Below are 20,789 nucleotides of genomic sequence, written 5' to 3' on the forward strand. Positions count from 1 at the left end.
TCAGCATAGGCTGAAAATTTTTAGGACCGAAAGGGGTGGCGCCGGAGCCGTCGATCCACCGACAGCCGGACGATTTTGCGGTCGATCGTCGCATCGGTCACAACGTGGTGGCCGATGCGATGCGGCAGATGGGTCACAAGCCGCAGATCTCCGGTAGGCTATCGCTATTCGGAATCGCCGTCCGAGTCGTCACCGCCGTCGTCGTCACCGGCATCGTCGTCGCCGTCATCCTCGGAACTGTCGTCGCTCGTCTCCTCGTCGCTGGAAGATTCTTCCTGCGTCATTGCTTCCTCGACGGTCGTCTCTTCGCTTTCATAGGAGGTCTCGATTGTCTGCGTTTCCTCGGACACATATTCGGAATAGGAGAAAGACGCCTCCGATGTGTCGCTCTCCCAGGTCGAAACTTCGGTGACCGAGATGGCCTCGTTGTACTCCTCGAGCGTAATGACGGCGGCGACGGTCACCGGCGCACCATCCCGAAGGACGGCCATGGCGATATCGGATTTGCCTGCCTTCAGGTCGCGGCTGACGGCGATGTCGACGTCGACAGGTTTATGAACCTTGTGCCCGTGAACCTCCGACAGCACATCGCCCGGCTTGATCCCCTGCTTGTCGGCGACGCCGCCCTTCTTGACCGAGAGCACCAATACGCCGTGCTCGCCCTTGGCAAGCTTGAACTTCTTTATGACTGCCTTGTTGACGGGCAGCAGCAGCGCATCGAGCGCCTTGGAAATCTGAGGCGAAGGAAGCCCGTGCGTCGGCGGTGCCGCGGCATAGGCGGCGGAATATCCGGTCAATGGTGATGTAATATTGGCAATGATAAGCAATGCGCGTAGTGCGTTATATGAGGTCTTCACTTTTTTTCCATCCGGTACTTGCTGGCAATGCATAGAGTGCGAGCAATAGCAGTCTATTTTTAATATATCGCTAATTTGTCGAGCGGGCGTAACATGATCCTCCCGCGCATGCGCGTTCGATAAACTGCATCGGGCGATCTATGATCATGAAACCATCCGAAGACGCGATTCAATTATAGATTAGCAGTCCCCGACTCCGGCCAGCGCGACGCTGACTGGGCATCGTCTCACGTCGCAAAACACCGCTTGACGCCTTCCCATATTTGGGAAATGCTAAGATGTCAGACCAATTTCAACGTCTGACTGCCTGATAAGAAAATGGGGAACCATGAAGGCAAATCGTAGCGACAGGCCGGTGATCCGGCCGCTTCCAGTCATGGACCGCGCGCGTCAGGTGACCGATGCGCTGGCGGATTATGTCGAGGAGGCACGGTTGCAGGCGGGCGATCGGCTGCCGGCCGAGCGGGAGCTGATGGCGGCTCTTGCCGTCGGCCGTTCGACCATTCGCGAAGCGATCCGGCATTTTCAGGCGCTCGGCGTCATCGAGACGCGCAAGGGCAGCGGCACCTACCTTTTGAAGCCTGTGTCCCGGGCGACGATCCATATGCCGCTGTCCTTCGACGCGGTGCATCTGCGCGATGCACTGCTGCAGACGCTGGAGGTCCGCCGCGGCATCGAATGCGAGGCGGGCATGGTCGCGGCCCGGCGGCGCACGGCAAGAGACCTCGTCGTCATCGAGGAGAAACTCAACGAGATGGAGCGGGTGCATCTGGAGCAGGGCACATCAGGGCCGGAAGACCTTGCCTTCCATCTCGCCGTCTACGACGCCACCCACAATCCGCTGTTTCGCCAGCTTCTCGAGCAGATGCGCGAGACCTTCGAGCGCTTCTGGGAGCATCCGTTCGACCGGCAGGATTTTGCCCGCCGGTCCTTTCCCTTTCACCGCACGCTTTTCAACGCGATCGCTGCTCGGGATGCCGAGGCGGCGCGGGCGGAAACATTGAAAATTCTCGATATCGTCGAGGAAGACATCAAGGAAATGTCCAAATGAGCAACGGCGCCGACCCGTTCGATCTTGCCTCCATCATCACTGCCCACGACGACGGCAACTTCGCCGACGCCGTCGTACCGCCGATCTTCCAGACCTCGCTTTTCACCTTTTCCGATTACGACGAAATGATCACCGTCTATCGCGGCGAGAAGGTGCGGCCGACCTATACGCGCGGGCTGAACCCGACGGTACGCGCCTTCGAGGAGATGCTGGCCAAGCTCGAAGGCGCTGACGATGCGCTGGGTTTTGCCAGTGGCATGGCGGCGATTTCGTCGGCAGTGCTGAGTTTCGTCGAGCCGGGCGACCGCATCGTTGCCGTCAAACATGTCTATCCCGATGCCTTCCGGCTGTTCGGCACCATCCTGAAACGGATGAAGATCGAGGTGACCTATGTCGACGGGCGCGACGAGGAAGCGGTCGCGCGCGCGCTGCCGGGCGCCAAACTCCTCTACCTGGAAAGCCCGACGAGTTGGGTGATGGAAGCGCATGACGTCGGCGCGCTCGCAGCCCTCGCCAGGCAGCACGGCGCAGTCTCGATGATCGACAACAGCTGGGCGAGCCCGTTCTTCCAGCGACCGCTGACACTCGGCGTCGATCTCGTCATCCATTCGGCCTCGAAATATCTCGGCGGCCACAGCGATGTCGTCGCAGGCGTCGTTGCCGGCTCGAAGGAGATGATCGCCCGCATCAAGGCCGAAGCCTATCCCTATCTCGGCGGCAAGCTTTCGCCCTTTGATGCCTGGCTGCTGATCCGCGGCCTGCGCACCTTGCCGCTGCGCATGAAGGCGCATGAGGCCTCGGCGCTCGAGATCGCCCGACGCCTGCAGCGGCTCGAGGTGGTGGAGACGGTCTGCCATCCGGGTCTCGCCAACCGCCTGCCCGCCGGGCTCAACGGCACGTCGGGCCTCTTCTCGTTCATTTTCCGCGAAGGCGTCGATATCCGCGCCTTCGCCGATCACCTCAAGCTCTTCAAACTGGGTGTGAGCTGGGGTGGGCACGAAAGCCTGATCGTACCGGGCGAGGTGGTGCTGCAGCAGAAGGCACAGCCGAATTCCGCGCAAACCTTTGGCATCCATGCGCGATCCGTACGTCTCCATGTCGGTCTCGAAGGAACCGAGGCGCTGTGGAGAGACATCGAGGAGGCGCTCGCCGCCGCCTCGCAATCTTGAAACCGAGAGAACCTAAAAGGGGGAACTGAGCATGAAAAAACTAATAATCTCGACGCTCTTTGCTTCGATGATGGCGGGTACGGCCTTTGCCGATACGACGCTGAAGCTCGTCGAAGTCATCACCAGCCCGGAGCGTACCGAAACGCTGAAATCGATCGTCGGCAAGTTCGAGGCCGCCAATCCCGGCACCAAGGTCGACATCATCTCGCTGCCCTGGAACGAGGCTTTCCAGAAGTTCGCGACCATGGTGTCGGCCGGCGACGTGCCCGACGTGATGGAAATGCCGGATACCTGGCTGTCGCTCTATGCCAATAACGGCATGCTCGAAAGCCTCGAGCCCTATCTCGCAAAGTGGGAGCACACCAAGGAGCTGACGCCGCGTGCCCTCGAGCTCGGCCGCGACGTCAAGAACACCGCCTATATGCTGCCCTACGGCTTCTATTTGAGGGCGATGTTCTACAACAAGAAGCTGCTTTCGGAAGCCGGTGTCGCAGCGCCGCCGAAGACGCTGGAGGAGTTCACCGCCGCTTCGGAAAAGGTCTCCAAGCTGCAGGGCAAATACGGCTACTGCATGCGCGGCGGCGCAGGCGGCCTCAACGGCTGGATGATCTTCGCCGCCTCGATGGCCGGCTCGAACAAATACTTCAAGGAAGACGGCACCTCGACTATGAACAGCCCCGGCTGGGCCAAGGGCATCGAATGGATGGTCGATCTCTACAAGAAGGGCTACGCGCCGAAGGACAGCGTCAACTGGGGCTTCAACGAAGTCGTCGCCGGCTTCTATTCCGGCACCTGCGCCTTCCTCGACCAGGATCCGGATGCGCTGATCGCCATTGCCGAACGCATGAAAAAGGAAGATTTCGGCGTCATGCCACTGCCGAAGGGCCCGGACGGCAAGTCCTTCCCGACCATCGGCTATGGCGGCTGGTCGATGTTTTCGACCAGCGGCAACAAGGATCTCTCCTGGAAGCTGATCGCCACCCTCGAAGGGCCGGAAGGCAATATCGAGTGGAACAAGCGCATCGGCGCGCTGCCGGCCTATACCGCGGCCGAGAAGGATCCCTTCTATGCCGGTGACCAGTTCAAGGGCTGGTTCGAGGAACTGGCGGACCCGAACACGGTGCCGACGGTCATGCCGACCTATCTGGAGGAGTTTGCCTTCTTCAAGGATTCGCTGGCGATCAAGACCTCGCAGCAGGCCTTGCTCGGCGATATCTCGGCGAAGGATCTGGCCGACCAGTGGGCGGACTATCTGACCAAGGCGCAGCAGAAGTTCTTGAGCAAGAAGTAAGGGGTGAGGGGGCGACTGCGGCCCCCTCATCCGCCTGCCGGCACCTTCTCCCCGACGGGGAGAAGGGAACATGCCGCAACCTCTCCATCCCCTTCTCCCCAGCGGGGAGAAGGTGGCCCGAAGGGTCGGATGAGGGGGCCGCGGCCGCCCAGTTTTCAGAAGCATTACCCGCGCGAGAATCCGCACCCGGGTAGACATGGAAATTACGCACTGATGACCATTTCCGCCGATATGCTCGACATGCGTCGTGACCGCAGGCCATGGCTGCGGCGTCTTGCCGATGCTTCGGAGCCCTATCTCTACAGCGCTCCGTCGCTGATCCTGATCATCGCGGTGATGCTGGTGCCGCTGACGCTCGGGCTGTCCTACGCCTTCCGCGATATCCAACTGCTCAATCCGTTTTCCGGCGGCTTCATCGGGCTCGATCATTTTCGCGAACTTGCAGGCGATGCCGCCTTTTATGGCGCGCTGCGGAATACGCTCTGGTGGACCGGCGCCTCCGTCGTCCTGCAGTTCGTCTTCGGGCTGATCCTGGCGCTGCTGCTCGACAAGCCGTTCTCGGGCCGGGCGATCGCGCAAGCGCTGGTCTTCCTGCCCTGGGCGGTGCCGTCCTTTCTCGCCGGCCTGAACTGGGCCTGGCTGTTCAATCCGGTCATCGGGCCGATACCGCACTGGCTCTTCGGGCTTGGGCTGATGCATGAGCCGGGGAATATTCTTTCCGATCCCGATTACGCGATGTGGGGGCCGATTGCCGCCAATGTGTGGTGGGGTATTCCCTTCTTCGCCATCACCCTGCTTGCCGCCCTGCAGGCAATCCCGCGCGATCTCTACGAGGCCGCCTCGATCGACGGCGCCGGCTGGTTCCAGCGTTTCCGCTCGATCACCCTGCCGTTCCTGGCGCCGACGATCGCCATCACCGTGCTCTTGCGCACCGTGTGGATTTCCAATTTCGCCGATCTCATCGTCGTCATGACCAATGGCGGGCCGGCCGACCGGACGCAGATCGTCGCGAGCTACATCTTCACGACGGCGTTCAAGCGGCTCGATTTCGGTTATGCCTCGGCGATCGCGCTGGTGCTGCTCGTGCTGCTGCTTGCCTATTCGATGCTGATCATCCTGCTGCGGCAGACGCTGCTGAACAAGGATTGAGATCATGAGACGATCCGTCATTCCCACCATTGCGCATCGCTTGGCGATCCTCTGCTACATTGCCTTCGCGCTCTTCCCGCTGTTCTGGCTGCTCAAGGTCTCGGTGACGCCGAACGACCTGCTCTATAGCGAAGGCGTGCGCATGTGGCCGTCGCGCACGACATGGGAGCACTATGCCTTCGTGCTGCAGCACAGCGCCTTCCCGACCTTCTTCAAGAACAGCCTGATCGTCTCGACCTCGACGGCGGTGACGGTGACAATCTCAGCCTCGCTCTCCGGCTATGCGCTGTCGCGCTTCAATTTCCGGGCGAAATATTGGATCGTCGCGCTGATGCTGCTGACCCAGATGTTCCCGCTGGTCATGCTGGTGGCGCCGATCTTCAAGATCCTGTCGCCCTTGCATCTGACCAACAGCCTGACCGGGCTCGTCATCGTCTACACCGCCTTCAACGTGCCCTTTGCCACCTTCCTGATGCAGTCCTTCTTCGATGGCATCCCCAGGGATCTGGAAGAGGCGGCGATGATCGACGGGGCGACGCAGTTCACCGCCTTTCGCCAGATCATCCTGCCGCTGACGCTGCCGGGCATTGCCGCCACACTCGGCTTCGTCTTCACCGCCGCCTGGAGCGAGCTGCTCTTCGCCCTGATGCTGATCAACGGTAATGACGCGGCGACCTTCCCGGTCGGGCTTCTCACCTTCGTTTCGAAATTCTCGGTGGATTTCGGGCAGATGATGGCGGCGGGCGTCATGGCGCTCATTCCGGCCGGCCTCTTCTTCCTGCTCATCCAGCGTTATCTCGTCCAGGGCCTGACGGCCGGCGCGGTCAAGGGTTAAACAGAATGGCATCGATCGATATCCAGAATATCCGTAAAGCCTATGGCCATGTGCAGGTGCTGCACGGCGTCGATCTCGAAATCAGGGACGGTGAATTCGTCGTGCTCGTCGGCCCCTCCGGCTGCGGCAAATCCACGCTCTTGCGCATGATCGCCGGGCTGGAGGATGTCACATCAGGCGAGATCCGCATTGCGGGCGGCCGGGTGAACGAGCTGCATCCCAAAGACCGCGACATTGCCATGGTGTTCCAGTCCTATGCGCTCTACCCGCATATGAACGTCGCCGGCAATATGAGCTACAGCCTGAAGCTCCGGAAAACAGCGAAGGAGAAGATTGCAAGTGCCGTGGCGGCGGCCGCCGCCAAGCTCGGCCTCGATCCGCTGCTCGAACGCAGGCCGAAGGCGCTTTCCGGCGGCCAGCGCCAGCGTGTCGCCATGGGCCGCGCCATCGTGCGCCAGCCGAAGGCCTTCCTGTTCGACGAGCCGCTGTCCAACCTCGATGCGCGCCTGCGCGAGCAGATGCGCGCCGAAATCAAGAAACTGCATGGCGAGCTGAAGGCGACCTCGATCTATGTCACCCATGACCAGATCGAGGCGATGACGCTGGCGGACCGGATCGTTGCCATGCATGGCGGCGTCGTCCAGCAGGTCGGCAGTCCGCTCGAACTCTACGACCGCCCCGCCAATCTTTTCGTCGCCGGCTTCATCGGCTCGCCGGGGATGAATTTCCTCGAGGCCAGCTCCGTCACAGGCGGCGTGAAGCTGAAGGACGGAACGGTCGTGCCGTTGGCAAAACCGCTGCCGCTTTCCGAGGGGACCAAAGTGACGCTCGGCATCCGGCCGGAGCATGTGACGATGAGCGACAACGGCGCCGGACTGGCCGCGGATGTGGAACTTGTCGAGCCGACGGGCTTCGGCATCATCCTGCACCTTGCCCTGCATGGTCTGCCGTTCAAGATCTTCACGTTAAACCGCGAGGCGCTGAAGGCGGGTCCGAAGGTCACTGTGGCTTTCCCAGCTCAATATCTGCATGTGTTCGATGGCGAGGGACAACGCTTGGATTGACCGGGCAATCCTCACGCGCTGCGCGCTGAAAAATCTTTTGCCGCACCGCCCGCAAGGGTTATATCCCTTGCGTAATCTTGCTGGAGTGGATGCCATGACCGACACTGTTCTCGACCGCTTTCTGCGCTATGTCGTTATCGATACCCAATCCGATCCCTCTTCGTCGACCCAGCCGACCACAAGCAAACAGAAGGATCTCGGACGGATTCTGGTCGAGGAATTGCTGGCGATCGGTCTTGCGGACGCGCATCTCGATGAACACGGTTATGTCTATGCGACGATTCCCGCCAACAGCGACAAGACGCTGCCGGTCATCTGTTTCTGCTCGCATATGGATACGGCGCCGGATTTCAGCGGCACAGGCGTCAAGCCGCAGATCATCCGGAATTATGCCGGCGGCGATATCACACTTGCCGGCGATCAGAGCCGGGTGATCCGGGTTTCCGAGCATCCGGAACTGAACAACCAGATCGGCAACGACATCGTCACGACCGACGGAACGACATTGCTCGGCGCCGACGACAAGGCCGGACTGGCGGAGATCATGACCGCAGCGCAGTTCTTGGTCGACAATCCCGATATCCGGCACGGGACGATCAAGATCCTGTTCACCCCCGACGAGGAAGTCGGGCGCGGCGTCAACAAGGTCGATCTGAAGAAGCTCGGCGCCGACTTCGCCTATACGATGGACGGCGAGACATCAGGCCATATCGAGGACGAGACCTTCTCGGCCGATGGCGTCGAGATCGGCATCTCGGGCGTCGCGATCCATCCGGGTTTTGCCAAGGACCGCATGGAGAACGCCATCAAGATCGCCGGCGCCATCATCGACCGGCTGCCGAAGGAGATCGCGCCCGAAACCACGGAGGGAAAGCAGGGCTTCATCCATCCGGTGGGTGTGACCGGCTCGATGGAGAAAGCGTCGCTGAGCTTCATCATCCGCGACTTCACCGACGCGGGGCTCGTGGAAAAGGAGACCTTGCTCGAAGCCATCGTGAGAGAGGTGATATCAGCCTATCCCGGTTCGACCTATCATTTCGAGGTCAGGGAACAGTACCGCAACATGAAAGTGGTGCTCGACCGTCACCCCGAGATCGTCGACAACGCCGTCGAAGCGGTGCGACGGGCCGGCATGACGCCGGTACGAGGCAGCATCCGCGGCGGCACGGATGGTTCGCGGCTTTCCTTCATGGGACTGCCATGCCCGAACATCTTCGCCGGCGGCCATGCCTTTCACTCGCCGCTCGAATGGGTCAGCCGCCAGGATATGGAAAAGGCGGTCAAGACGATCGTCGAACTGGCCAAAGTCTGGGAAGAGCGCGCTTAGTTCGCGTCTAGACGAAGCGGGCGACCAGCAGCCTCACGCGTTTCTCAAGGTCAGATACCGTCGGTTCATCGCCAATCAGACCGTCAAGCGAGAGCAGGAAGACTTCGGCGGCTGCGTCGTCCAATAGCACGGCTGCGATACATTCAAGCGCGACCTGACGGTGCAGTGCGTCGATCTCCGGATCGAGGCGTTCGCATACGTCAAAGAATTCGCCGGCCATCGGCGCCCCGACCATGTCGGCCCAGGGCTCAATGACCATCACCCGGCACACGTGGAAAAGGCGATCCTGCGGGTCGCCGACGGCCTGAGCCGCTTCACGCGCCTGCGGATGCCGCGACACCAGCCAGTGCCGGAACACTGCAGTGTAGATCTCCTGCTTGTCGCTGAATGTCTTGTAGAGCAGCGTACGCGATAAGTTGGCGCGCTTGGCGATATCATCCAGAGACGTCTTGGAATACCCGAAGTTCAGGAAACACCATCGGGCCGCCTTCAAGACCGTGTCGCGCCGCGATGCCGCGTCCTCAGGGGTGATTTTGGGTGCCATAGCACCTTCCTGACGAATTCAGTGTTTTTTGTCAACGGCAGCCGCGGCCCTGGTTGAATGCTGACGCAACCGATGTTGACAAAAAGTATTAAAAATGTCAAAACGTCCAAAATGGCTGGCGGCGATCGGGCCGCGCCCAACAGTGCCCAGACAGAAAGCAAGCAATATGAGTGAGACCTGGACCCCCGCGAAAATTCCGTCGCAAGCCGGCAAGCGGGTGATCGTAACCGGCGCCAACAGCGGCATCGGTTGGTATACGGCGCTCGAGTTGGTCCGCGCCGGCGCCGAGGTCACGATTGCCGCCCGCAGCAAATCCAAGGGCGAAGATGCGGTGAAGCGCATCCGTGCGATTATTCCGAAAGCTGCCGTCCGCTCAGGCGTGCTGGACCTCTCGATCCCCATGTCCATTCAGGCATTCGCCGACGGCGAGCTTGAGAATGGCCGGCCGATCGACATGCTGATCAACAATGCAGGCATAATGGGTCTGCCGCGGTGCGAAGTCAGCGTCGACGGCCATGAGCTGCAGTTTGCGACCAACGTTTTCGGGCCTTACCGGCTGACCGGTCTGCTTCTGCCCGCATTGCTGCAGGCGTCCCGTCCCCGGGTCGTCACGGTCGCTTCGAACACCCACAAAATGTTCAAGCCGGGACCGATCACCGATTTCGAGGCCAGGACCGGCTATGTACCGATGCGCGTCTATGCCAAGACGAAGCTCGCCAACATCCTGTTTGCCCGCGAATTGCAGCGCCGCGCCGGCGATCGTCTGCTGTCTACCATCAGCCATCCCGGTGGGGCGCGGACCAATCTCTTTGCTGCCACGACGCTCAGCACCAAGATCGCTGGCATTCTGACGTACCCGTTGCTCCAGAGCCCTGAAAAGGGCGCCTGGCCGACACTGATGGCGGCGACTTTGGAGAATGCCCGGCCTGGCGGCTATTACGGCCCCGGCGGGTTTATCGAACTGCGCGGCAATCCCGTCGAAACCAGGACGGCTCCCTATGCGGACGACCCCTCCGCCTGGTGCGCTCTTTTTGATGACCTCGCGCGGATTACCGGCGTCCACTATAGCTTTAGCGAGGTCGGTTTCGGGGAACGACGCGCGTGAAAACAAAGAGCTAAAGCGCAAGCCGCGAATCGAAAAGATCGCGACGCGCTTCAGCCGCCGTTCGCCGCAACGCTGCCGCGCAGCATGACGCTGTCAAAAGCGGGGCGAGGGATGGGGATCGCGATCCGCATTCCCGGGTCAGGTTCGATCAAGGGTTCCGGCAAGGTCACCGGTGCCGTGATCTGCATCGGCATGGGATTTGCGATCGGCGCCATCCGTGCCGTGGGCGCCATATTGACCGCGGACATCGTGCTCGCCGTCGCCATCGGGTCCGGTGACGGGAGGGGAACGGGAACCGCCGAGGGGATCAGCGCCTCGAACTGCGGCGGCAACATGCTTTCGCCGGGCACATAATTCATCGCCACCTCATAGGAGGGCAGCGGCGGCGGTGTTTGAAGCATGCCGTTGGAGTCGCGCTTCTCGTAGAAGGCGTTGCCGCCGGCGACCGTCACATAATGCATGTTGCCGTAAGGGAATTTCAGCCCGTCGGTATGGAAGAACATCGCATCCTTCACCGCGGGATGGCGCGCACCTTTCAGGAGGATCGCATCGGCGGCGGTGGCAAGCTCCGGTTCGGCCTGCGGCTTGACTTCGCGCGTCATCACGCCGGGGGCAAACTGCTTCTCCTGGGCGACGACGCCGCAGATGGACGGAGGATAGGCGCCTGACGTGAGCCTGTTCATGACGACGGTGCCGACAGCCATATAGCCGTCCTCATCCGAATGCTGCGATTCGAAATACATCGCGCGCTTCAGGCAGTCGCGATCCTTGGCCGTATAATTGAAGGTGACTTTCGCGGCTTGAGCCTGCTTCGTCTTGGTCTTTGCCGGCGTTGCTGCCGGTTGCGATGTCGTCGTGCAGCCGGTGGCCGCCAGTCCTGCGAACAAAATCCCGATCAGGGATTTTCCAAAGGAAATCTCCGCCCTCAACGCCAGGTGCCTCCTAGGAATGAGTCCAGCCCTTTATGATTAACGCGCAAAATCTTTTACTCGTCATATGATTGAAATACAAACAACCTTAGATAACAAAAATCCTGAGGGACTCTCGCCAAATGCGATTCCGGCGATGCGCCCGGAGGCCATCTGCTGCATAATTCGCAAAAATTAAGGAATTATGCAGCAACTCAATGCGTTACAGCGCCGTTTGCGCTGATCAGCTGCGAAACAGCTTCCAGCGAGTCGGCTTGAACGCCACGCGGTTGCGGTCGAGTCTGTCGGCCTCGCTCGGCGGCAGCTCGATCTCGATATGCGGGCGGTCATTGCCGATATCCAATTCGATATGGCGGGTGCCGGCGACGCGGCGGCTGGAGACCGGCTGGCCGGCAATACAGTTTTCAGCCGATTCGCAGAGCCTGACGTCATGCGGGCGGAAATAGAGCTGCGCCGGGCCGTCCGGCTCGCCGTCGGCATTGAGGCCGAGCGAGCGGCCGTCGAAGCGGATGTCGCCGCCCGAGATTTCGACCTGCAGGCAGTTCGACTGGCCGATAAATCCGAAGACGAAGGGAGAATTCGGATTGTCATAGACCTCGTCAGGCGTGCCGACCTGTTCGATCGCGCCCTGGCTCATGACGACGACGCGGTCGGCGAGCTCCAGGGCTTCATCCTGGTCGTGGGTGACGAAGACGGTGGTGTGGCCGGTGCGGTCGTGGATCTCGCGCAGCCATTTGCGCAGGTCCTTGCGCACCTGTGCGTCGAGCGCCCCGAAGGGTTCGTCGAGCAGCAGCACGTTCGGCTCGACAGCCATGGCGCGGGCGAGCGCCACGCGCTGGCGCTGGCCGCCGGAAAGCTGTGCCGGATAGCGTTTCTCAAGGCCGGAAAGCTGCACGAGCTCGAGCAGTTCCAGCGCCCGCCGGCGGATGTCGGCCTTCGCAGGCCGCCGCGCGCCCTTTCTGACCTTCAGGCCGAAAGAGACGTTGTCGAGCACCGTCATATAGCGGAACAGAGCATAATGCTGAAAGACGAAGCCGATATTGCGCTGCTGCACAGTCTTCTTCGAGGCATCCTCGTCACCGAAGAAGATCTGCCCTTCCGTCGGGCTTTCCAAGCCGGCGATCAGCCGCAGCAATGTCGTCTTGCCGGAGCCCGACGGGCCGAGCAGGGCGATCAGCTCGCCGGAGCGGATGCCGAGCGAGACATCGTGCAGCGCCGGAAAACGATCGAATTCCTTGCGGATGTTTTGAACGCGTACTTCCATTCCAAATCCTTCAGTGCCGCCGGCTGGCGGAGATTTCAGCGCTATAGCGCATTTCCAGCAGCGTTTTCAAAACAAGAGTGACGAGCGCCAGCAAGGCCAAAAGCGTGGCGACGGCAAAAGCGCCGGTAAAATTATACTCGTTATAGAGGATTTCCACCTGCAGCGGCATGGTGTTCGTCTGGCCGCGAATGTGGCCGGAAACCACCGAGACGGCGCCGAATTCGCCCATGGCGCGGGCGTTGCAGAGCAGCACGCCGTAGAGCAGGCCCCATTTGATGTTCGGCAGCGTCACATGCCAGAAGGTCTGCCAGCCGCTGGCGCCCAGCGACAGGGCTGCCTCCTCATCGGCCGTTCCCTGCTCCTGCATCAGCGGAATCAGCTCGCGCGCGACGAAGGGGAAGGTGACGAACATCGTCGCAAGGATCAGCCCCGGCACGGCGAACAGGATCTTGATGTCGTAGGCGCTGAGCCATTGGCCGAGCCAGGTATTGGCGCCGAACAAGAGCACGAAGACCAGGCCGGATATAACAGGCGAGACGGAGAAGGGCATGTCGATCAGCGTCGTCAGGAACGCCTTGCCCTTGAACTCGAACTTGGCGATCGCCCAGGCGGCGGCAACTCCGAAGACGAGGTTGAGCGGCACGCTGACGCCGGCGACGATCAGCGTCAGCCGGATCGCCGAGAAGGTTTCGAGATCGCTGAGCGCCTGGAGAAAGGGGCCTAGTCCCTTGCGGAAGGCCTCGACGAAGACGGCGGCGAGCGGCAGCAGCAGGATCAGCAGCAGGAAGACCAGCGACAGGGCGATCAGACTAAAGCGTGCAAACCTGTGTTCGGTGGTCACCGAACGCAACTTTGCTGGTTGAACGGTTGCATCAAGCGCCATGGCCATACCTCCGCCTGCTCCAGCTCTGGATGAGATTGATCACCAGCAGCATGGCGAACGAGATCACCAGCATGATCGCCGCAATGCCGGTCGCTGCCGCATAATTATACTCTTCGAGTTTGATGACGATCAGCAGCGGCGCGATCTCCGATTTGAACGGCAGGTTGCCGGCGATGAAGATGACCGAACCGTATTCGCCGACGCCGCGGGCAAAAGCCAGCGCGAAGCCGGTGAGCACGGCCGGCGCCAGCCCCGGCAGCAGCACGCGGAAAATCGTTTGGAGGCGGTTGGCGCCGAGCGTTGCCGCGGCCTCTTCCACTTCCTTGTCGATTTCCTCCATGACCGGCTGCACGGTGCGCACCACGAAGGGCAGGCCGACGAAGATCAGCGCCACGACGATACCGGCCGGCGTGAAGGCGATCTTGATGCCGAGCGGTGTCAGGAACTGGCCGATCCAGCCGTTCGGCGCGTAGAGCGTTGCCAATGCAATGCCCGCGACGGCCGTCGGCAGCGCGAAGGGCAGGTCGACCATCGCGTCGATGACGCGCTTGCCGGGGAAACGGTAGCGCACCAGCACCCAGGCGAGAATAATGCCGAAGACGGCGTTGATGATCGCAGCGATGAAGGCGCTGCCGAAGCTGATGCGCAGCGCGTTCAATATGCGCGGATCGAACGCGATCGACCAGAATTTCTCCCAGCCGAGCGCGCTCGACCGGACGGCAAGGCCGGAGAGCGGGATGAGGATCAGAAGGGTGAGCCAGGTCAATGTGAGACCGAGCGCCATTCCGAAACCCGGAATGACGCTCGGCCGCTTGAACCGCCACCGCGTGGGGCTATGTGCTTTCATGAAGTCTATTATTGTGCCGGCTTGTAGATTTGGTCAAATACCCCGCCGTCACCGAAGAATTTCGGCTGGGCTTCCTTCCAGCCGCCGAAGTCGTCGATGGTGGCAAGCGTCAGCTTCGGAAAGCGGGCGATATCGGCCGGATCGGCGGCTTCAGGCTTGATCGGCCGGTAATAATGCTTGGCGGCGATCTTCTGGCCTTCGTCGGAATAGAGATAATTGAGGTAGGCTTCGGCGACCTTGCGCGTGCCCTTCTTGTCGACATTGCCGTCGACGACGGCGACCGGCGGGTCGGCGCGGATGGAGAAGGTCGGCGTCACGATCTCGAACTGGTCGGGACCGAGTTCTTCGAGCGAAAGATAGGCTTCGTTCTCCCAGGCAAGCAGCACGTCGCCGAGGCCGCGCTGGACGAAGGTCGTCGTCGCCCCGCGCGCGCCGGTATCGAGAACCGGAACATGCTGCAGCAATTTCGTCACATAGTCCTGCGCCTTGGCGTCGTCGCCGCCATTCGCCTGCTTGGCCCATGCCCAGGCGGCCAGGAAGTTCCAGCGGGCGCCGCCCGAGGTCTTCGGGTTCGGGGTGATGACCTGCACGTCGTCCTTGACCAGGTCGCCCCAATCCTTGATGCCCTTCGGGTTGCCCTTGCGGACGAGGAAGACGATCGTCGACGTATAGGGCGTCGAATTGTTGGGCAGCTTGGTCTTCCAGTCGGCCGGAATCTTGCCGGTCTTCTTGGCGATGGCGTCGATATCGCCTTCGAGGGCCAGCGTGACCACGTCTGCGTCGAGGCCGTCGATGACCGAGCGGGCCTGGGCGCCGGAGCCGCCATGCGATGCCTGGATCGTCACGGCTTCGCCGGTATCCTTCTGCCACTTGGCGGCAAAGGCGGCGTTGAAATCCTTATACAATTCGCGAGTCGGATCGTAGGAAACGTTGAGAAGCGTCTGATCGGCGAATGCCGGAGCGATGCCCCCGATCGCGAAGCTGCCTGCCATGACCGCCGCTGCGATGAGCCGGGTGAGCCGTTGTGTCTGCATGGAACCCTCCTGTTTTCTGCCTTAACTCTATCAACTCAGTCGTATAATGAAACGAAGGTTCTTCCGGTTCCGGCGGGGTCGTTAGAATGTCATTCCATTTGATGGCCGATTTTGAAATGGACGTGCCGGAGTTGGCCGCGGCCAATCGGCCGCCACTGTGGGGCCGCCGCAGGACCGTGTTTTTTTGGCCACAGTTCCTCCACGAAAGGGACACGGTCATGCGGATTTTTGCCGGTTTTTTGCCACGATGGCACTTGCGGATTCCTATATCGCCTCCCGTGCGGTCGTATTCACCGGCCGCTACGCGGGGGCATCCCTTGAAATGCGCCTCGCATTCCAAACCTGTTAGGGCCATTCAAAATGAATATCAGAACGATCCTTTTTGCCTCCGTTGCCGCCCTTGCCGCGGCCTCCGGAGCCCGTGCTGCCGACGCCATCGTGGCGGCGGAACCCGAGCCCGTGGAATATGTTCGCGTTTGCGACGCCTACGGTACCGGCTATTTTTATATTCCGGGGACGGAAACATGCCTTTCGATCGGCGGTTACATCCGTACCGAAGTGCGCTTCGGTGATCAGATCTCCGGCGATTCCGACGTAAACTTCTGGACGCGTGGCCAGGTCACCTTCCAGGCCAAGAACGACACCGAGTACGGTACGCTGACCGGCGTCATCACGCTGCGCTACAATGCCGACAGCGCCTCCGATCAGGAAGCGCTGCTTGACGAAGGCTATATCGACATTGCCGGGTTCCGCGTCGGTAAGCTCTACAGCTGGTGGGATGACGACATGAGCGGCGAGACCGATACGCTCGCCAGCAACGAAACGACCCATAACTCGATCCGTTATCAGTACGAGTCGGGTGCTTTCACGGCCGGCATCTCGGTCGACGAACTGGAAGACGACTACGCCACCAAGCCGGGCGAAGGCCCGAACAACTTCGGTGTCGCAGGCCAGGTCTCCTACAAGGCCGGCGCCATCAGCGCTTACCTGCTGGCCGGTTATGACACCGACACCAGCGAAGTCGCGGTTCGCGGCATCGTCTATGCCGACATCGGCCCGGGCACGCTCGGCATTGCCGGCGTTTGGGCAAGCGGCGCGAACTACTACTACGAAGAGTCCGAATGGACGATCGCAGCAGAATACGCTTTGAAGATCAACGACAAGTGGTCGGTCACCCCCGGCTTCCAGTACTTCGAAAACATCTCGCTCGACGCTGACGGCAACGGCTTCAGCGGCGGCAGCGCCTACACCACAGGCGTCACGATCGATTACCGGATCGTCGACGACCTCCGCACCAAGCTCAGCGTGCAATATCACGATGAGGACGAAGGCGACGACGAAGTGTTCGGCTTCCTGCGCTTCCAGCGCGATTTCTAACATCGTCTGATTGCAGATGGGGAGGCGCGGTCTTCGGGGCGCGCCTTTTTTATACCCGCGAGTCGGCGATGAAATCGGAATAAAATTCGTCGACCGTCCTTGCCTTGCGCATAGCGGCAAGCGTGCCGTCCGATTGCAGGCGGCGTGCGATGGCGGACAATACGTTCAGATATTCGCCGCGATTGTTTTCGCCGAAGAGCAGCACGAAGGCGATGTCGGTCGGGATATCGTCGATCGCTTCGAAATCCAGCGGCTGGGCAAAGCGCAGCAGAAGGCCGCGCGGGCTGCTCATGCCGTCGATCGCCGCGTGTGGAATGGCGATGCCGTTGCCGATGCCGGTGGAGCCGAGCTTCTCACGCTCTTCCAGCGCCTTCAGAATGGCTTGGCCGTCAACGGAAAAAGCCTTGGCGGCCTTGTCCGCTATAAGCTGCAGCGCGCGCCATTTCGTCGGCGCCGACACACCGATGAAGGTGTGTTCCGGCCGGATGATGTTGGGAAGGTTCATGTCATTCTCAATGCTATTTTGGTTCGATGCAGTTGGGCTGGACGCTGTTCGGGCTTGATCCGTTCGGGCAGCGGGAGGGAAGTCAGTCCGGTTCCCTCAGCCGGTAGCCGACGCCGGTCTCGGTGGTGATATAGTGCGGCTGATCGGGAATTTTCTCGACTTTTTGTCGCAGCTGCCTGACGTAGACGCGCAGATACTGCACATCGGCGGCCGGTCCCCATATCTGCTTCAAAAGAAACTGATGTGTCAGCACCTTGCCGGCGTGCTGGGCGAGTACGCGCAGGATGTCGTATTCCTTCGGCGATAATTTTATCTCCTGGCCGTCGACCTTGACGATGCGCTTGACGAGATCGATCGACAACCCGCCGGTCTGGAAGATCGCCTTTTCGCCCTGCTGCTGCAGGCGGTGGCGCAGCGCGACACGGATGCGGGCGCCGAGTTCGTTGACGCCGAAGGGCTTGGTCACGTAGTCGTCCGCGCCGCTTTCCAGCGCCGTGACGATGCCGGCCTCGTCGGTGCGGCTGGAGAGGATAATGACGGGAACGGAAAGCCCTTCTTCGCGCCACTCCTGAAGCAAGTCATGGCCTGATGTGTCGGGCAGGCCGAGGTCGAGCACGATGAGATCGGGCGTGCCGTCTGCGACCGACTGACGGGCGCTGGCAGCGTTCGGCGCTTCCTGCACCTCATAGCCCTGCGCGGTCAGGCCGACGCGGAGCAACTTGCGGATCGGCGGTTCGTCGTCGACGACGAGGATTTTGACGGCTGAACCGGTCATGGGAGTTCATCCAGTTTCGGAATGTCGTTGGGTTTCGGCAGGCGGATGGTGAAGACGGCGCCCTGGCCGGCCATCCGGTTGCCGGCGGCGATCGTGCCGCCCATCGCCTCGATGAAGCCGCGGCAGATGGAAAGGCCGAGACCGGTGCCGGCGCGCACCTGATCGCCCTTGCGCACCCGGTAGAAGGTGTCGAAGACGCGGGCGAGATCGGCCGGCGGAATGCCCGGACCTTCATCCGAGACCTGCACGACGACGTAGTCGGCATCGGCCCAGCCCTCGATGCGGACCACGGATCCCTCTGGCGCGTATTTCGCGGCATTGTCGAGCAGGTTGAAGATCGCCTGTTCGAACAGCACCGGATCGACGCGCACCATCGGCAGGTCGGCGGGAATGCGCATCTCGGTCTTGTGGTGCTCGAGGATTTTGGCGGCGCGGCGCAGCGCGCTGCCGACGATATCGCCGGCATAATGCGGCGCGGAATTCGGCTCCATCGCCCCGGATTCGATCTTGGTCATGTCGAGCAGATTGGCGATGAAGCGGTTGAGGCGCTCGGACTCGTCGACGACCGTTGAAAGCAGGTCGCTGCGATCCTCCTCCGGCATGGCGGTGAAATAGTCGCGCAGCGTGCCGGCGGCGCCGAGGATTGCGGCAAGCGGCGTCTTCAGATCGTGCGAGATCGAGGTCAGCAGGGCCGAGCGCAGCCGGTCGGCTTCGGCCGCAAGCCTTGCCCGGTCGACATCGGCGACGAGTTGGACGCGTTCGATGGCAAGCGCCGCCTGGTCGGCCAGCGCATCGAGCAGCCGCTGCTGCTCCGGCGTCAGCAGCGGTCCGTCGCGGCGGTCGCTGTCGAGGCCGATGACGCCGACGGCGGTGCGCCCGGTTCTGAGCGGCACGTAAAGGCGTTTGGCGCCGGGCAGCGTATCGGCGCCGCGGCCGGCGGCATGATTGTGCTCCCACGCCCAGCGGGCGGCGGCGATATCGGCATCGTCGAGCGTATCGTCGGGGGGGTAACCGGCCTTGACGGCGATGCTGCCTTCTTCCGGCAGTAGCAGCACGACGCGGACCTTCAGCATCGAGGCGAGCTGGAAGGCGGTCGCCCAGAGCACGTCGTCGAGCGTGCCGGTGCCGGCGAGTTTCTTGGAGAAGAGATAGAGATCCTCGGTCGTGCGCGCCCGCTGCCGGGCGGCCGCGGCCTGGCGCTGCACGGTTGCGGTCAGGTTGCTGGCGATGATGGCGACGCCGAGGAAGAAGAACAGCGCAAGCACGCTTTCCGGATCGCTGATCGTCAGCGTGTAGCGCGGCGGCAGGAAGAAGAAATTGAAGGAGAGCGCGCCCAGAATGCAGCTGTAGAGCGCCGGCCGCAGGCCGTGGATGACCGCCGAGGTCAGCACCGCCATCAGAAAGACCAGGGCGAGGTTGCGCACGTCGAGCACCTGGTCGAGTACGATGCCGACGGCGAGAGCGATGGCGACATAGACGGTCGCGAGCAGGTAGGCCCGGAAATCCAACGGCGGCGCGGTGGCGGCGGCCTTGATGCCGCGCGCCGTGGTGCCGTCCTTCTCGGTGCCCGAGATGACATGGACGCTGATCTCGCCCGTCTTGCGGATCAGCTCGTCGGTGATCGACCGGCTCCACCAGTCGCGCCAGCTGGGCTTCTTCGGGGCGCCGATGACGATATGGGTGACGTTGTTGGCACTGGCGTGGCGGACGAGTTCTTCGGCCACCTCGCGGCCGGGGAGGGTGATCGCCTCGCCGCCGAGCTGTTCGGCAAGCCGCAGCGTAGCGGCGACGGTATCGCGTTCGGCTTCGGAGAGATTGATCGAACGGTTGGTCTCGATATAGACGGCCGCCCAGGGCGCGCGCAGGCGCGAGGCCATGCGGGCTGCATAGCGCACCAGCGAAGCCGAGCGCGGATGATGGTCGACCGAGACGAGCACACGCTCGCCTGCCGCCCAGGGGCCCGATATGGCATGGGCCTGCATATGAGTCAGCAACTGGTCGTCGACGCGCTGGGCGGTCTTGCGCAGCGCCAGTTCACGAAGCGCCGTCAGATTGCCCGGGGTGAAGTAGTTGGTCAGTGCCCGCTCGGCGGTGCGCGGCATGTAGACCTTGCCGTCATGCAGGCGCTTGATGAGATCGTCGGGCGTCAGATCGATGATCTCGACATCGTCGGCCAGGTCGATGATCGAATCCGGCACCGTCTCGCGCACGCGGATGCGGGTGATCTGCGAGACGACGTCGTTCAGGCTTTCGACATGCTGGATGTTCAGCGTCGTATAGACGTCGATGCCGCGATCGAGCAATTCCTTGACGTCAAGGTAGCGTTTCGGATGGCGGCTGCCCTCGGCATTGGTATGGGCGAGTTCGTCGACCAGCACGAGGTCGGGCCGGCGGGCGAGGATGCCGTCGAGGTCCATCTCTTCGAGCACCCGGCCCTTATAGTCGATTTCGACGCGGGGGATGATCTCGAAGCCGGCGACCAGCGCCTCGGTCTCCTTGCGGCCATGGGTCTCGACGACGCCGATGACGACATCGAGGCCGTCAGCGATCTTGGCGCGGCCGGAAATCAGCATCTCATAGGTCTTGCCGACGCCGGGGGCGGCGCCGAGGAAGATTTTCAGACGGCCGCGCGTTTCCGCCCGGGCCTTTTCGAGAAGCGCATCGGGCGATGGCCTGCCGGCCTGGTCGCGATTGTCGTCTGGCATGCGTGTGGTCTTTCCTGACGGCGAGGCTTGCTCCACTTTCCCTCATCCCTGTGCTCGTCACAGGGATCCAGCAGCGTC

At 61.8% G+C, this 20,789-nt stretch carries 19 protein-coding genes; 9 read left to right on the forward strand and 10 right to left on the reverse strand.

Features of this window, described 5'->3' with window-relative positions; genetic code table 11:
• Positions 1–164 precede the first annotated feature (164 nt).
• Positions 165–857 carry a PDZ domain-containing protein gene (locus RHEC894_RS27475; RefSeq protein WP_085739876.1) on the reverse strand — a complete coding sequence of 231 codons (693 nt, stop codon included), beginning with the start codon at positions 855–857 and terminating at the stop codon, positions 165–167.
• Between the two features lie 328 nt (positions 858–1,185).
• Here RHEC894_RS27475 and RHEC894_RS27480 point away from each other — a divergent pair, with 328 nt between their 5' ends.
• The 7 genes from RHEC894_RS27480 (at position 1,186) to pepT (ending at position 8,743) form a co-directional block, all read left to right on the forward strand.
• Complete coding sequence (locus RHEC894_RS27480; RefSeq protein WP_085739877.1) at positions 1,186–1,908, forward strand: FadR/GntR family transcriptional regulator; 723 nt, start codon at positions 1,186–1,188, stop codon at positions 1,906–1,908.
• The gene (locus RHEC894_RS27485) at positions 1,905–3,077 is read left to right on the forward strand and encodes a PLP-dependent transferase (protein WP_085739878.1); all 1,173 of its coding nucleotides are present in this window, start codon (positions 1,905–1,907) and stop codon (positions 3,075–3,077) included. Before RHEC894_RS27480 ends, RHEC894_RS27485 begins: the two co-directional genes overlap by 4 nt.
• Before the next feature lie 31 nt (positions 3,078–3,108).
• Positions 3,109–4,368, forward strand: coding sequence for a sugar ABC transporter substrate-binding protein (locus RHEC894_RS27490; RefSeq protein ID WP_085739879.1), 1,260 nt, complete (start codon positions 3,109–3,111; stop codon positions 4,366–4,368).
• Positions 4,369–4,581: 213 nt separating this feature from the next.
• Positions 4,582–5,517 (forward strand): sugar ABC transporter permease, encoded by a 936-nt coding sequence (locus RHEC894_RS27500; protein WP_085739881.1) that lies wholly within the window; start codon positions 4,582–4,584, stop codon positions 5,515–5,517.
• Between the two features lie 4 nt (positions 5,518–5,521).
• Positions 5,522–6,352 (forward strand): carbohydrate ABC transporter permease, encoded by an 831-nt coding sequence (locus tag RHEC894_RS27505; protein ID WP_085739882.1) that lies wholly within the window; start codon positions 5,522–5,524, stop codon positions 6,350–6,352.
• Between the two features lie 5 nt (positions 6,353–6,357).
• Positions 6,358–7,416 (forward strand): sn-glycerol-3-phosphate ABC transporter ATP-binding protein UgpC, encoded by a 1,059-nt coding sequence (gene ugpC, locus RHEC894_RS27510; protein ID WP_085739883.1) that lies wholly within the window; start codon positions 6,358–6,360, stop codon positions 7,414–7,416.
• A 94-nt stretch (positions 7,417–7,510) separates the two neighbouring features.
• Positions 7,511–8,743: a peptidase T gene (pepT, locus tag RHEC894_RS27515; protein WP_085739884.1), complete on the forward strand. Its 1,233-nt coding sequence runs from the start codon at positions 7,511–7,513 to the stop codon at positions 8,741–8,743.
• Positions 8,744–8,750: 7 nt separating this feature from the next.
• Here the strand turns inward: pepT and RHEC894_RS27520 are convergent, their stop codons facing one another.
• The gene (locus RHEC894_RS27520) at positions 8,751–9,287 is read right to left on the reverse strand and encodes a TetR/AcrR family transcriptional regulator (RefSeq protein WP_010066785.1); all 537 of its coding nucleotides are present in this window, start codon (positions 9,285–9,287) and stop codon (positions 8,751–8,753) included.
• 166 nt (positions 9,288–9,453) lie between these two features.
• On the opposite strand from RHEC894_RS27520, the gene RHEC894_RS27525 reads away from it, so the two are divergent.
• Positions 9,454–10,392: an SDR family NAD(P)-dependent oxidoreductase gene (locus RHEC894_RS27525; RefSeq protein ID WP_085739885.1), complete on the forward strand. Its 939-nt coding sequence runs from the start codon at positions 9,454–9,456 to the stop codon at positions 10,390–10,392.
• Between the two features lie 50 nt (positions 10,393–10,442).
• On the opposite strand, the gene RHEC894_RS27530 is transcribed toward RHEC894_RS27525, so the two are convergent.
• From RHEC894_RS27530 to RHEC894_RS27550, 5 genes are all read right to left on the reverse strand, one after another.
• Positions 10,443–11,321 (reverse strand): cell wall hydrolase, encoded by an 879-nt coding sequence (locus RHEC894_RS27530; protein ID WP_085739886.1) that lies wholly within the window; start codon positions 11,319–11,321, stop codon positions 10,443–10,445.
• Between the two features lie 223 nt (positions 11,322–11,544).
• The gene (locus tag RHEC894_RS27535; RefSeq protein WP_085739887.1) at positions 11,545–12,585 is read right to left on the reverse strand and encodes a sulfate/molybdate ABC transporter ATP-binding protein; all 1,041 of its coding nucleotides are present in this window, start codon (positions 12,583–12,585) and stop codon (positions 11,545–11,547) included.
• 10 nt (positions 12,586–12,595) lie between these two features.
• A complete protein-coding gene (cysW, locus tag RHEC894_RS27540; RefSeq protein WP_085739888.1) occupies positions 12,596–13,468 on the reverse strand; it encodes a sulfate ABC transporter permease subunit CysW in 873 nt (290 codons plus the stop codon).
• A complete protein-coding gene (cysT, locus tag RHEC894_RS27545; RefSeq protein WP_085739889.1) occupies positions 13,458–14,315 on the reverse strand; it encodes a sulfate ABC transporter permease subunit CysT in 858 nt (285 codons plus the stop codon). The genes cysW and cysT overlap by 11 nt, the downstream gene beginning before the upstream one ends.
• An 8-nt stretch (positions 14,316–14,323) precedes the next feature.
• Entirely contained in the window at positions 14,324–15,349 is a 1,026-nt protein-coding gene (locus tag RHEC894_RS27550) for a sulfate ABC transporter substrate-binding protein (protein ID WP_085739890.1), read from the reverse strand.
• Between the two features lie 360 nt (positions 15,350–15,709).
• On the opposite strand from RHEC894_RS27550, the gene RHEC894_RS27555 reads away from it, so the two are divergent.
• The gene (locus tag RHEC894_RS27555) at positions 15,710–16,726 is read left to right on the forward strand and encodes a porin (RefSeq protein WP_085739891.1); all 1,017 of its coding nucleotides are present in this window, start codon (positions 15,710–15,712) and stop codon (positions 16,724–16,726) included.
• A 49-nt stretch (positions 16,727–16,775) separates the two neighbouring features.
• Here RHEC894_RS27555 and RHEC894_RS27560 read toward each other — a convergent pair whose 3' ends face one another.
• The 3 genes from RHEC894_RS27560 to RHEC894_RS27570 all read right to left on the reverse strand — a co-directional run bounded on the left by RHEC894_RS27560 (position 16,776) and on the right by RHEC894_RS27570 (position 20,711).
• Complete coding sequence (locus tag RHEC894_RS27560; protein WP_085739892.1) at positions 16,776–17,231, reverse strand: PTS sugar transporter subunit IIA; 456 nt, start codon at positions 17,229–17,231, stop codon at positions 16,776–16,778.
• Between the two features lie 82 nt (positions 17,232–17,313).
• Positions 17,314–18,006, reverse strand: a complete 693-nt coding sequence (locus RHEC894_RS27565; RefSeq protein WP_010067185.1) for a response regulator transcription factor — start codon at positions 18,004–18,006, stop codon at positions 17,314–17,316.
• Positions 18,003–20,711: a sensor histidine kinase KdpD gene (locus tag RHEC894_RS27570; RefSeq protein ID WP_085739893.1), complete on the reverse strand. Its 2,709-nt coding sequence runs from the start codon at positions 20,709–20,711 to the stop codon at positions 18,003–18,005. The genes RHEC894_RS27565 and RHEC894_RS27570 overlap by 4 nt, the downstream gene beginning before the upstream one ends.
• Positions 20,712–20,789: the final 78 nt, after the last annotated feature.

The sequence above is a fragment of the Rhizobium sp. CIAT894 genome (assembly GCF_000172795.2).
In the GTDB taxonomy this organism is placed as follows: Bacteria; Pseudomonadota; Alphaproteobacteria; order Rhizobiales; family Rhizobiaceae; genus Rhizobium.